The 13218-nt window shown below is 33.3% G+C and carries 10 protein-coding genes; 6 read left to right on the forward strand and 4 right to left on the reverse strand.

What is annotated here, in order from left to right; translation table 11 throughout:
- The first annotated feature begins 68 nt into the window (after positions 1 to 68).
- From ABTV69_RS22545 to ABTV69_RS22560, 4 genes are all read left to right on the forward strand, one after another.
- Positions 69 to 668 (forward strand): HPP family protein, encoded by a 600-nt coding sequence (locus ABTV69_RS22545; protein WP_433832900.1) that lies wholly within the window; start codon positions 69 to 71, stop codon positions 666 to 668.
- A gap of 211 nt (positions 669 to 879) precedes the next feature.
- A complete protein-coding gene (locus tag ABTV69_RS22550; protein WP_125719847.1) occupies positions 880 to 1422 on the forward strand; it encodes an IS1096 element passenger TnpR family protein in 543 nt (180 codons plus the stop codon).
- A gap of 92 nt (positions 1423 to 1514) precedes the next feature.
- A complete protein-coding gene (locus ABTV69_RS22555) occupies positions 1515 to 1874 on the forward strand; it encodes a four helix bundle protein (protein ID WP_433832902.1) in 360 nt (119 codons plus the stop codon).
- A gap of 44 nt (positions 1875 to 1918) precedes the next feature.
- Positions 1919 to 2977 carry a nucleoid-associated protein gene (locus tag ABTV69_RS22560; RefSeq protein WP_433832904.1) on the forward strand — a complete coding sequence of 353 codons (1059 nt, stop codon included), beginning with the start codon at positions 1919 to 1921 and terminating at the stop codon, positions 2975 to 2977.
- Positions 2978 to 3062: 85 nt separating this feature from the next.
- Here ABTV69_RS22560 and ABTV69_RS22565 read toward each other — a convergent pair whose 3' ends face one another.
- Together ABTV69_RS22565 and ABTV69_RS22570 are read right to left on the reverse strand one after the other, a co-directional pair.
- Positions 3063 to 3644, reverse strand: coding sequence for a TetR/AcrR family transcriptional regulator (locus ABTV69_RS22565; RefSeq protein ID WP_433832906.1), 582 nt, complete (start codon positions 3642 to 3644; stop codon positions 3063 to 3065).
- A 71-nt stretch (positions 3645 to 3715) separates the two neighbouring features.
- Positions 3716 to 4468 (reverse strand): SDR family oxidoreductase, encoded by a 753-nt coding sequence (locus ABTV69_RS22570; RefSeq protein ID WP_433832908.1) that lies wholly within the window; start codon positions 4466 to 4468, stop codon positions 3716 to 3718.
- 228 nt (positions 4469 to 4696) lie between these two features.
- Between ABTV69_RS22570 and ABTV69_RS22575 the strand changes: the two genes are divergently transcribed.
- Positions 4697 to 7066: a GAF domain-containing protein gene (locus ABTV69_RS22575; RefSeq protein WP_433832910.1), complete on the forward strand. Its 2370-nt coding sequence runs from the start codon at positions 4697 to 4699 to the stop codon at positions 7064 to 7066.
- Positions 7067 to 7279: 213 nt separating this feature from the next.
- Here ABTV69_RS22575 and ABTV69_RS22580 read toward each other — a convergent pair whose 3' ends face one another.
- On the reverse strand, positions 7280 to 8467 hold the full coding sequence (locus tag ABTV69_RS22580) for a Pycsar system effector family protein (protein WP_433832912.1): 1188 nt from the start codon (positions 8465 to 8467) through the stop codon (positions 7280 to 7282).
- 26 nt (positions 8468 to 8493) lie between these two features.
- Between ABTV69_RS22580 and ABTV69_RS22585 the strand changes: the two genes are divergently transcribed.
- Entirely contained in the window at positions 8494 to 12225 is a 3732-nt protein-coding gene (locus ABTV69_RS22585) for a metallophosphoesterase (protein WP_433832914.1), read from the forward strand.
- Positions 12226 to 12340: 115 nt separating this feature from the next.
- On the opposite strand, the gene ABTV69_RS22590 is transcribed toward ABTV69_RS22585, so the two are convergent.
- A complete protein-coding gene (locus ABTV69_RS22590) occupies positions 12341 to 13207 on the reverse strand; it encodes a hypothetical protein (RefSeq protein ID WP_433832916.1) in 867 nt (288 codons plus the stop codon).
- Between the last annotated feature and the right edge of the window lie 11 nt (positions 13208 to 13218).

A 13218-nucleotide genomic window follows, 5' to 3' on the forward strand; every position in this document is an offset into this window, starting at 1 on the left:
TCTGAACATAGAAGACATACAGCAAAGTATATTTAAAAGCATAACGAATAAAATATAATACCACAATAATGCCAACCGAAAAAATTAAAAGAAGCTATCGCAAGACACGTTACATCCTTTACAAAGAAACCTTAATTGATTATAAAGAACACTTTTGGTCATTTTTAGGTTCTTTCGTCGGAATTGGAATTCTGGCTTATGTACAATCCATACATTTTTCTGGTCCTGATGCGGTTTATTTGATTGGTTCTTTCGGAGCATCTAGTGTTTTAGTTTACGGAATTATTCAGAGTCCGTTTTCTCAGCCACGTAATTTAGTTGGCGGTCACGTCATTTCAGCTCTTGTCGGGGTTACAGTCAATAAATTGGTTCCAGACATTATGTGGGTCGCCGCACCTCTGGCGGTTTCATTTGCCATCATTTTAATGCAGATTACTAAAACGCTTCACCCGCCTGGAGGAGCAACAGCTTTAATTGCAGTTATCGGAACAGAAAAAGTAAAAGCTTTAGGTTATATGTATGTTCTTTCTCCGGTTTTCACAGGAGTTCTGATTTTACTTTTAACGGCTTTGATTTTTAATAATATGACTTCAAGCAGAAGTTATCCAAGTCACAGCACTTATCACAAACATTATCATAAGATTCGAAAAAGATTGGCGAGAAAGTAATTTTCGTTCTCTTCCTACAAGGTTTTAAAAACCTTGTAGGTATAAACTCCAGCATTAATAAAACCTACGAGGTTTTGAAAACCTTACAGGATCACAAAACAATTAAGATACAGAAAAACAAGAGATTAAAATCTTTTCAACAAATCGTAATTCATAATTCGTATTTCGTTTTTTATATTTTACCTTTGACCTCTCAATAAAAACAAAGATTATGGTTTATAAATTTAGAGTTATTCTAGACGCCGAAGAAGATATTTTCAGAGACATTGCTATTCTTGAGGAAGATACCCTTGAAGATTTACACAATGCAATCTTCAACTCTTTTGGCTTTGACGGATCAGAAGTGGCTTCATTTTATACTTGTGATGATACTTGGAATCAAGAAGATGAAATTCCGCTTTTCGATACAGGAGATGTTCCTGGCGAAATAAGAACCATGAACGATTATCCGTTATCTAGTATTTTAGATAAAGAAAATACAAAGATTATCTACGTTTATGACTTCATCAGCATGTGGACTTTCTTAGTTGAATTGGCTGCTGTAGAAGATGAACAAGTTGGAGTTACTTACCCAGAAACTTTATTCTCTCACGGTGAAATGCCAGCAGATGCGATCGAAAAAAACTTCGAAGCCGATGACATGCACGACGATATCTACGGAGAATTTGAAGACGACCTAGACGAAGACGATCTAGACATGTTCGAAGGCGATGACAGCTTTGAGGATTACGGATTTGAGGAGAATTGGAACTAACGCTAAGTTGCTAAGTGCGGAGATTCTAAGATTCTAAGTTTTTACAAATTGAAAGATTTTTCTTATTTTTAAATAATTTTTAAAAATAAGAAATGAGTCATTTTAGAAAAATCTTAGTTTGGCAGAAATCAATTTCCTTAGTTACCAAAATCTATAAAACAACAAAAACTTTTCCGAAAGAAGAAACTTTCGGATTGACTTCACAGATACGTCGAAGTTCTATATCAATATCAAGTAACATCGCAGAAGGATCTGGGAGAGAAAGTACTAAAGATTTTTTACGATTTTTATATATTTCTCTTGGCTCTTTGTTTGAAATGCAGACTCAACTTGAAATTGCAAAAAATATAATTTACATAAACGAAGAAGAATTTAACAACTTATACGAGGACAGTCGAGAGATTGAAAGAATGTTAGCTTCATTAATTAAAAAATTAAAAGAAACTATATAAAAAACTTAGAATCTTAGAAACTTAGAATCTCAGCAACTCAAAATATGATCAATTTATTCAACACTCACATCGACACGCTGGCGATACACCGCGTAGGAAACAAAAGCCGTAATGAGGCTATTTTTTTATCAGAGCAGCCATTTAACTTAAATGATGAGATTGTTCCTTTGATTAAAGAATTCTTTTTTAAGCCTTTTAGAGAAAAAGAAGAAAACTATTATCAGTTTGCACACGAAGTGGACTTGGATTACAACGACATGTTCAAATATGCAACTGAGATTTTTGCTAATCCAGCGAATGTTCATGAGGTTTCTAAAAAAATCACAAAACATTTATACGAGCAATCCAATCACCCGCACATTAAGAACGGTGAGGTTTATGTAACGTATTTGACCAACCTAAGTATTGACAACAACGTTGTTGATGCAATCGGAATTTTTAAAAGCGAATTACAAGCCGACTTCTTACAGTTTGAAGAAAACGGAAGCAACCTTGAAATGATTTTACAGCAAGGTATCAACTTGAGTAAATTGGATAAAGGATGTTTGATCTTTAACTACAAAAAAGAAGAAGGATACAAAATCTTGACTGTTGACAGCAACCGTTACGATGCAAGATATTGGTTAGAGCACTTTTTATCTGTTGACGCTTTTGAAGATGAAAATTTCATCACTAAAAAATATTTAAAATTCTGTCAAAACTTCGCAAAAGACGTTGTTTTGCCAGCAGAAGACAAGAAAGAGGAAGTAATGTTTATGAACCGATCTGTGAATTATTTCGCTAAAAACGATCAGTTTGAAGAGCAAAATTTCTTGAATGAAGTACTAGACAATCCTGATTTGATTCCTGAATTTAAAAACTATAAAGTTGATAAAGGAGAAAAATACAGCATCGAAGATGTTACCTCATTCCCAATTGCCAACGCAGCAGTTTCTGACGCTAGAAAATCGATTAAAAACGTAATTAATTTGGATACTCACATTCAAATTAAAATGGATTTCATTAATCCAGAAAGTGCAGAAAAATTTGTTGAAAAAGGCTGGGATGAAGAAAAACAAATGTATTACTACTTGGTTTACTTCAACAAAGAAGAGAAGAACTAAGGGTTTTCATTTTCTATTACTTACTTAAAAACAAAAAAAGGCAGTTACATATGTAATTGCCTTTTTTTATTTGTTTCAATTTGCTTTAAAATAAAGCAAAAATCGATTTTAAAATATCATCATAAACCTGTTTATCTCGCTCTCCTGACCTTGCTAAAACTCGGATTCCTGAGTAATTATTAAAGATAAAACGAGCTAAAGAACGAGCTTCTTGCTTATCAGAAATCTGGCCTAAATCCTGTCCTTTTTTTATAGCTTGACAAAAAATATCTTCAACCATTTTTTGATTATCGTGAACAATCTTTGCAATTTCTGGATCGTGCATCGCCAATTCAACTGATGAGTTTACCATAAAACAGCCTTTTGTAATTCGGTCTTGAAGACTTTCTATAACTGCTTGCTTAAAAATATCAGTAAAAGCCGTTTTTATATTTGGAGCATTTTCTAGAAGTTCTATCAGAATTTCATGATTTTGCTGCTGATATCTTTTTAGTGACTTCACAAACAGTTTTTGCTTGTCGCCAAAAGTATCATACAAACTCGAACGGCTTAATCCTAAATGATTGACCAAATCCTGAGCCGAAGTTCCGTTGTAACCTTTGTGCCAAAAAATCTCAATTGCTTTATCTAAAGCCTGATCTTCATTAAATTCTTTCGTTCTAGCCATGACATTCAAATTAAATTTCAACACAAAGATACAAAAATACGGAACAATCGTTCCTGAATTAGTCAAAAAAATTATACAACAGCATTTACAGTAAGTCCACCATCGACCACAATTTCAGTTCCGGTAATGAATGATGCATCATCTGACGCTAAGAACGAAACAGTTTTTGCAATTTCTGAAGATTGAGCAAAACGTTTCAATAAAATTTTCTCACCCAAAATAGTTCCAAATCCTTCTACTTCTTCCTTTTGCAAACCTAATTTTCCGTAAAGCGGAGTTTCAACTGGTCCAGGAGAAACAGCATTTACTCTAATTTTTCTTGGTGCTAATTCGGTAGCAAATACTTTGTTTAAAGATAATACTGCTGCTTTACTTGCGGCGTAAACACTAGAATTTGGCATTCCAACGTGAGCATTTATTGAAGTATTAAATATAATAGAACCACCGTCATTTAAAATTGGCAATACTTTTTGCACTGTAAAATAAACTCCTTTTACGTTCACATTCATGATACTGTCATAATGATCTTCTGAGGCAGATTCAATTGGAGCAAAAGAAGCAACTCCGGCATTCAAAAATAAAATATCAATTTTTCCGAATTTAGCTTTTACTTCTTCAACCAAAGTGTCAATTGATTTTAAATCAGATTGATCAGCTACAATTCCTGTCACGTTCAATTCTGTTTCCACTTTCGCTAAAGCTTCTTTGTTTCTTCCTGTTACAATTACTTTCGCACCTTTTGCTACTAAATCAGCTGCTGCTGCATATCCGATTCCACTGTTTCCACCTGTTACTATAGCAACTTTGTTTTCTAAATTTTTCATTTTTATTTGATTTTAAGTTATTGATTATTCAATTATTATGGCACAAAGATATAATAACGGAACGGTCGTTCCGTTATTTATAATGTTAATTTTTAGTTAAAATAAAGAAGGACTTTTCGAAAGCCTTTAATTATAAGGGAAACAACTATTTAACTATAAAGGAAAGAGATTATAAAATGTCGTGCATTCTTAATTTATGCTTAATTTTGCATTAAAAAATTACTACAGATGGATATTCAATTTTTTAAAGAAAGTCCTTTTACCACCATAATTTCATTTCACAAGCTAATCGAATCTTTTGAAGAAATTGCCTTGTCTGACGTTGATTATAGATCCAACTATGCAAAAGCGATTTTAGAACAGATTGAATTGATTCCAGAACTTCGAACTGGAATTCTAGATTATGCTGTTATCAAAGAAAATGAAGCTTTAATCAAAAATATACTGGCTGATTTGTTTCCGACTGCCTTGACGCATAACGAAATAAAAGCGGTTACGATTCCATTTCAAAATATCTCTTTCAATTATACAGAGCGTTTCAAGAAAATATTGAAAAATGCAGGAGACGAATTTTACATGGAAATTCGTGACTTTAGCGATCATCAATTCTATATCAACAACTGCTGTTTGATTTTAAGCTCTTATTACAATCAAAACATATATTTCAATCAGCCTTTTTTCTATGATATTCCAGATGAAAATGGTGTAGAAAAGCATTATAGAATTTTATACAATGCCGATTTCATGGAAATTATTCCAACTGAAAACTCTATTCCACTAACTCAAGAAGATATTGATCAATTAATTGATAATTATAACGATATTGATTTATGGAAATCTAAATTTCCCGCGGGAAGCTGGATTTTAAGAGGTTTCGGAATTGTTTCTTTATTTGATGCTACAACAGAAAGTGCTATTTCGATTTTAAAAAGCAATTTGCTGAAACCAGGCCCCAAAACGGTTAATACCGATCAGGAAATTTCTAATATTTTCCAATCAATCTTTAATCTTCCAAACTTAAAAGTCGGATTTATTATTTATAACCCTGAGGAAGAAAAGTTTATAAGACCCGCCAAATACCAAAATCAAATGAAGAGCTTTTTACTTTCTGCTGATCAGGAAGTAGATTGCAAAAATGCATTTTTTGGATGTTCATTTGAAAATCTGTTAGATAAGAATGAGCCATTTGTTATTTCTAATGTCAGCAAATTTATCGAACAATCAACAAACAAAAGACTTGGCGAACATTTACAGTCACAAGGCATTCAGAGCTGTATTTTTGCACCAGTTATAAAAAACGACCACTTACTGGGCGTTGTCGAATTGGTTTCTGAAAATCCACGAGATTTAAATACTGTAAATGCGACTAAACTAGATTTGGTTCTTCCATATTTGACAGATACGATTGATCGCTACAATACAGATATGCAGCATCAGATCGAAGCGATTATTCAACGAGAATATACAACGATTCACCCAAGCGTTTATTGGAAATTCAAAAGAGAATCACAGAACTATTTTCAGCATATGAACCAAACAACGGACTATATTTTTAAAGAAATTGTCTTTAAAAATGTTTATCCACTTTACGGTCAAATTGACATTAAAGGTTCATCTGAACATCGAAACGAAACAGTTAAAATTGATTTGAAAAATCAACTTACAGCGCTTTTGGAGATTTTCGACAATCAAGAATCTAATTCGAACCTTGTTCTTTTGGAACAGCGAAAATTCGAATTGGAATCGCTTAAAAGTGAATTGGATTTTCCTTTAAAAGCCGACACCGAACAACATGTTCAGCGTTATATTGAAGATGAAATCCACCCGATTTTAAAGAATACCAAAAGCAGTGCGAAAAGCGAACAGTTAGCAGAACTGTACTTTGAAAATCTGGATGAAAAAACGGGAATGTTTTATCAGGAAAGAAAAAAGTTCGACAATGCAATGTCGATTATCAATAAAAGATTGGCTACAGTTTTAGATCGAAAACAAGTTGAAGCACAGCAGATTTATCCTCATTATTACGAACGCTTTAAAACAGATGGTGTAGAACACAATTTATATATTGGAGCTTCAATTTCGCCAACCAAACCATTCGATATCATGTATTTGCATAATCTTCGTTTATGGCAATTGCAAACGTTGTGCGAAATGGAATTGGAACATCACGAACTTAAAGCTTCGTTACCGTACCAATTGGATGTTACGTCATTGATTTTAGTTTTCAGCTCTGCTCTTTCAATCCGTTTTAGAATGGATGAAAAACGCTTTGATGTTGACGGAACTTACAACGCGAGATATGAAGTTGTTAAAAAACGAATTGACAAATCGCATATAAAAGGAACAAACGAAAGAATTACAGAGAAAGAGAAAATCACGATCGTATATTCTCAAAATAGTGAAGAAGCAGAATATTTAAAATACATTAAATACCTGCAACACAAAAAAATTCTGGAACCTTCAATTGAACAATTTGAAGTAGAAGATCTTCAAGGTGTTTCTGGTTTGAGAGCCATTCGTGTTAAAGTCATCAATAATGATTCAAACTCAGAAGTTAAAAAAATAACTTATCAGGATTTATTGGATGAAATCAACTAATTGGTTGACTTGATTGAACGCGGATGAAACGGGTTCGCTATCGCGAAAACGCTGATAAAAACGGATTTTTAATTTTTTAATAAACTAAAAAAGCTTTGACAAAGTTTTAAACTTTGACAAAGCTTTCTGTTTTTCTAGCTATATGTGAGAAACTAGCTTCTTTCTTTATTCTTTTAGATGTAGAAAAATCTATGTTTATATGTGTTTAAAAAATTAAATCGACTTAAAAGCAATCACAAATGCAATTACCGTTATAATAATTCCGAACATGAAAAAGTTGTACGCAATTCGGAGTAAATTATATTTTCGCTGTAAAACCAATCCTAAATAATACAAATCTTTAATCATGGTTGAATACAAATAATCTCGGTCTTTCATCATTTCATTCATAGCCCAATCATAATCTTCCAAAGGCATTTTATAGAAATTCCCAAAAAACATTAAATTGACTTTTTTGTCTTCAACATCAGTTCGGGTAAAAAATCCTGAAGTTACTTTTGGACGTGTAGAAAGAATCGCAAAAATAATCGTAATCACACTCGACATCAGCATGATAAAAGTGGGAACTACTAAATGCGCATTTTTGGGACTATCCAATTTTGGAATAATAGACGATAAAGCGATCGAAATAATAATCGCATTTACAGACAGTAATATATTGGCTTTACTATCTGCAATTCCGCTTAAACGCGTATGATTTCCAAGTGTAACTCGAAATAAAGTGTCGATTCCGCGATCTGGCTTATCGGCTTTTTCTGCTTTTTCTCTTTTTTTATTCTCTTCTTCGATTGCAGCCGCAGCTTTCAATTCCTGCTTATTGATCTTTTTCTGAATCAGTAATAGGTTTTTCTCTTTCAAAGGTTGCCATTTTCTTAGAGCGTAATCCGTATAAAAACGATGTTTGTTCAACAAGAAATTTAAGTTTTCTCTTGTCCATTCCGCATTCGAAAAACTAACAATTCCAGCATTTTTCAATTCCAAACGAAGCAATTCGCAAGTTGTAGCATATTCTGCTCCCATTAAATGAGCATAATCTGCATCACGAATAATTTTTTCTAAATGCGTTCTCGGCTCATATTCTTTAACGGTAGCCAAAATCAAACTAGAAACAAGTGCTATAAACTCTTCCGATTTTCCTTTTTCACGCAAAAATGCAGCGGCAATCTCGGTACTTTTCTTTTCATGATTTTCATACCCTTCAATATATCCAGTATCATGAAACCATGCAGCGACCATAAGCGCCTCTTTGTCCTCTCCTTCTACATCTTCTTTTTTACAAAGTTCTTTTACCGCTGTAACCACTGTAAAAGTATGATTAAAATTATGATAAGAATATAAATTAGAAAGTTTATCTTTGAGTAAATTACCGACAAAATCCTCGGATTGTTCTATTAGATTCATAAAGAATATTTTTATACCACTAAATTATGAAATTGTTTTTGGATAATCATTTTATTGCCAAGATTAAAAACTTTTCTTTGGCAATTATGGCCTTATTGATCGTCTACGCCTGTTCAACGAGCAAAGCGCAGTATGGAAAAAACGTTAGCGCCAACGAAACAGAAAACGCAACTGACACTATAAAAATTGCACATACTTTTTTTCTTGTTGGCGACGCCGGAAATGCTGATGAAGAACAAGCACAGCAAACTCTAGAACTTTTGCATCAAAAGCTAAAAAAGGCAAACAAAAAATCGACACTTCTTTTCTTAGGAGACAATATTTATCCGAAAGGTTTTCCGAGTGACAAACACTCAGAAGACAAGACTTTGGCCGAAACTAAATTAACCAATCAATTAAAGCTAACTAAAGGCTTTAAAGGAAGAACAATTGTAATTCCTGGAAATCACGATTGGTACAGCGGCATTAAAGGTTTAGAACGTCAGGCTGATTTTGTAACCAAATATTTGAACGATAAAAAAGCTTTTCTTCCTAGAAAATCATGTCCGATTGAAGATGTAAAAATTGATAGCGTTACAACTTTGATAGCTGTTGATAGTGAATGGTTTTTGGAAGATTGGAACGATCATCCAACGATAAATGACAATTGCGAAATCAAAACCAGAGAAGCTTTTTTTGAAGAATTAGAAGGCCTTTTAAACAAAAATCAAGAGAAAACGGTTGTCTTGGCAATTCACCATCCATTATTGAGTAATGGAACACATGGCGGACAATTTTCGTTAGAAAAACAATTATTCCCTTTAGAGCAGAAAATTCCGCTTCCTGTAATCGGGTCTTTCATCAATTTGGTTCGAAAAACAGGAGGTGTTAGTCCGCAGGATATTCAAAATAAGCAATATACTATTTATGCTAAAAGGATAAAAACGCTTTTGCAAAAGCAGAAAAATGTAATTGTTGTTTCAGGACACGATCATAACTTACAATACATCAGCAAAGAAAATATTCAGCAAATTATTAGTGGAGCTGGATCAAAATCAGAAGCAGCAAGAGCGATAAATCCTTATGATTTTTCGTATGGCGGAAATGGCTATGCTGTTTTAACAATGTTTAAAAGTGGAGATGCAAAAGTTTCTTATTATGGAAATGAAAATAATAGAGAGAAATTGCTTTTTGAACGCGAAATCATAAAAGCCAAAGAAATCAATTGGGCTTCAGATATACCGAATAAGTTTCCTGCAAAGGTAACCACTTCAATTTATTCACCGAAAATGACTCAAAAAGGAGCATTCCATAAATTTTTATTTGGACAACATTACAGAAAATATTACAGTCTACCTATTGAAGCAACAACTGCAACTGTAGACACTTTAAAAGGCGGTTTGAAACCTATTCGCGAAGGCGGCGGACATCAATCGGTTTCTTTAAGAATGTCTGATCCTCAAGGTCGTGAATTTATAATGCGTGCCATGAAAAAAAGTGCGACAGTATTTTTACAATCTGTTGCTTTTAAAGATCAATATGTGGTAAACGACTTTGACAAAACGTATGTTGAAGATTTCTTATTTGATTTTTACACCACTTCTCACCCTTATTCTTCTTTTGCAATTGGCAGCATGTCGGATCAAATTGGTTTGAGACATACGAATCCGACATTATATTATATTCCGAAACAAAATGGCTTGGGAGAATTTAATGCAAGCTTTGGAGATCAATTGTATATGGTGGAAGAAAGACCCGCTGACAATCATTTGGATGGAAAAAACTTCGGAAAACCTAACAATATTATCGGCACAGATGACATGATGCTGAATCTCCATAAAGATGAAAAATATGTTGTGGATGAAAAAGAATACATCAAAGCGCGTTTGTTTGACATTCTTCTAGGAGATTGGGACAGACATAGCGATCAATGGCGCTGGGCTGAATATAAAGAAGATGGCAAAGTTGTGTACAGACCAATTCCGAGAGATCGCGATCAGGCGTTTGTAAAATATGATGGCGCTTTGCTTTCACTTCTAATGAATATGCCTCCGCTTCGTCATATGCGTTCTTTTAAAGGTGACCGAATCAATGTAAAATGGCTTGGAAGAGAACCTTACCCAATGGATTTGGCATTTTTAAGAACAGCTCAAGAAAAAGATTGGGTCGAAGAGGCTAAATATATTCAAGAAAATCTGACGGATGCAGAAATCGACAAGGCTTTCAAAAACATGCCAAAAGAAGTTCAGGATGAAACTGTTGACGAAATAAAAGCAAAACTAAAACAAAGAAAAAAAGATCTTCAAAAGTATGCTCGTGAATATTCTGATGTCTTAAGCAAAACGGTCATGATTGCGGGAACAGACAAAAAAGACAAGTTTGTTTTGAATCATAATGTAAAAAAAGGAATTGAAATTCAGGTTTTCAGAGTTAAAAAAGAAGGCGACGAATTGGTTTACACTAAAAACGTAACCGATAATAAAACCAAAAATCTTTGGATTTACGGATTAGATGACAATGACATTTTTGAAGTAAAAGGAAATGAGAAATCAAATATCAAAATTCGTTTGCTTGGCGGTCAGAACAATGATACTTACAACATTGAAAACGGAAGAAAAGTTATTGTTTACGATTTCAAATCAAAAGAGAATACTTATAATCTCGATTCTAAAACGCAAACACAGTTAACCGACGATTATGATGTGAATGCTTATAACTACGAAAAACCGAAATACAATGTAATTGCGGGACTTCCAAACATTGGATTTAATCCTGATGATGGTGTAAAAGTAGGAGTTAATTTAAATTATACGGTTAATAATTTTAAGCAGAATCCGTATACGCAAAGACATATTTTTAATGCATTCTATTATTTTGCGACCGGCGGTTTAGAATTTAATTATGCGGCTCATTTCCCTGGATTGTTAGGTAAGTGGGTTATTGATGTGGAGTCTTTATATACGACTCCAAATTTTGCCATGAACTATTTTGGTTACGGAAACGAATCTCAATACGATGATGACGTAGATATGGATTATAATCGTGTTCGCATCAGAAAATTTAATGCTTCAGGCGCAATTAGACATGTGGGAAGATATGGAAGTGAATTTAGCATTCAGCCTATTTTCCAAAGAATGACAGTTGAAGAAACTGAAAATAGATACATTAACATCCCTGGAATTGTAAATCCTGATGTATTTGATAGCCAGAATTTTGGAAGTTTAAAAGTGAAATATTTATTTAAAAATTCTGATTTTGCCGCGAAACCAACTTTAGGAATGGCCTTTATGCTAGCTGCAACTTGGACTACTAATTTAGATGACACTAAGAAAAACTTCCCAACGCTTGAAAGCTTTTTAGGATTTACCCATAGAATTGATCATAACGGAAAATTGATTCTGGCAACTTATTTAAAAGGAAAAGCTATTTTAAACAACAACTACGAGTTCTACCAAGGAGCTTCGTTAGGTGGCGATACTGATTTACGCGGTTTTAGAAACGAACGTTTCTTAGGAAATTCGTATTTCTCTCAAAGCTCAGATTTACGCCTAAGCATTGGAAAAATACGTAAAACAATTGTTCCTTTTACTTACGGGATTCTAGGTGGTTTCGACTACGGAAGAGTTTGGCTTGATGGTGAAGATTCAAAAAAATGGCATCACGATTACGGCGGCGGACTTTGGTTAAACGCTATTAATGTTATAACGGCTAGAATCTCTTATTTCAAATCTCCTGACGAAATTGGAAGGGTGATTTTTGGAGCAGCATATAGTTTTTAAGATGCTAAGACACTAAGTTTCTAAGATTCTAAGTTTTTTTTAGCCACGAATTCACGAATTTTAATTAAAATCTTTCGTGAATTCGTGGCTATTTTTTTCTTAGCATCTTAGAAACTTAGTGACTTAGAAGCTTAAATTCATAAACCTTTCCTCCTATTTTATTTGTTTTTTCGTCGGCGATTAATAAAGTATTATTGTCTTTAAAAACGATGGCTTCTTTTTGGGAGAAATGATTTAGATTTAGTTCTGTATGTGTTCCTTTATGGAATAAATCTCCTTTAAAATCTTTAAATAAAAGCACTTTATCATGACTTAATAAAGCTACTTTTTTTCCGTCTGGACTTATTGTCGCGCTTGTCAATACGCAATGATTGTAATTGCTGCATGTTTTGAATTCGCCAATTTTTACTGCTTTTTGAGTTCCTGCAGCGTTTTTGATTTTATAAATAAATGCTGTTCCGTCAAAACCTTTACTTCTGTTTTTAGTAAAAAGATAGAAATAACCGTTCTGTTCAAAAAAACCTTCAACATCATAAAACATTTCTTTTTTCTTTGGAGGAAATTCTTTTTGCTCTGGATATGAAAATGAGATTTTATATTCGGCTTTAGCCAAATCATTATTCAGCTGATTTTTTGCCACTTTATAAATGCATAAATCTCGTCTTTCGTTATCATTATTTCCAAAATCGCCAATGTAGATATTTCCAAATTTGTCTTTTGTAATGTCTTCCCAATCGACATTTGTAGCGTTTGAAATTGTAATTGTTTTGGCTAATTTCCCATTAGAATCGATCGCATAAATAGCATTTTTATTTCCGCTATCTTCTAGAGTATAAAGAATATTGGTTTCAGGAAAATAGGCAATTCCCGAAACTTCCTTTAATTTTTTCGGAAGCGAATACAATTCTTTTAAATCAGAACCAGATTGTTTCTGGCACGCTAATAAAACAATTGAACAAATAACTAAAAAAGATTTTTTCATATAAACTATAG

It is taken from the genome of Flavobacterium anhuiense (assembly GCF_050990855.1).
In the GTDB taxonomy this organism is placed as follows: Bacteria; Bacteroidota; Bacteroidia; order Flavobacteriales; family Flavobacteriaceae; genus Flavobacterium; species Flavobacterium anhuiense_C.

Bases quoted from the DNA above. Each gene is read 5' to 3' on its own strand.
- ABTV69_RS22580 (WP_433832912.1), bottom strand. From the start codon at position 8,467: ATGAATCTAATAGAACAATCCGAGGATTTTGTCGGTAATTTACTCAAA.
- ABTV69_RS22575 (WP_433832910.1), top strand. From the start codon at position 4,697: ATGGATATTCAATTTTTTAAAGAAAGTCCTTTTACCACCATAATTTCA.
- ABTV69_RS22565 (WP_433832906.1), bottom strand. From the start codon at position 3,644: ATGGCTAGAACGAAAGAATTTAATGAAGATCAGGCTTTAGATAAAGCA.
- ABTV69_RS22555 (WP_433832902.1), top strand. From the start codon at position 1,515: ATGAGTCATTTTAGAAAAATCTTAGTTTGGCAGAAATCAATTTCCTTA.
- ABTV69_RS22570 (WP_433832908.1), bottom strand. From the start codon at position 4,468: ATGAAAAATTTAGAAAACAAAGTTGCTATAGTAACAGGTGGAAACAGT.
- ABTV69_RS22550 (WP_125719847.1), top strand. From the start codon at position 880: ATGGTTTATAAATTTAGAGTTATTCTAGACGCCGAAGAAGATATTTTC.
- ABTV69_RS22560 (WP_433832904.1), top strand. From the start codon at position 1,919: ATGATCAATTTATTCAACACTCACATCGACACGCTGGCGATACACCGC.
- ABTV69_RS22545 (WP_433832900.1), top strand. From the start codon at position 69: ATGCCAACCGAAAAAATTAAAAGAAGCTATCGCAAGACACGTTACATC.
- ABTV69_RS22590 (WP_433832916.1), bottom strand. From the start codon at position 13,207: ATGAAAAAATCTTTTTTAGTTATTTGTTCAATTGTTTTATTAGCGTGC.
- ABTV69_RS22585 (WP_433832914.1), top strand. From the start codon at position 8,494: ATGAAATTGTTTTTGGATAATCATTTTATTGCCAAGATTAAAAACTTT.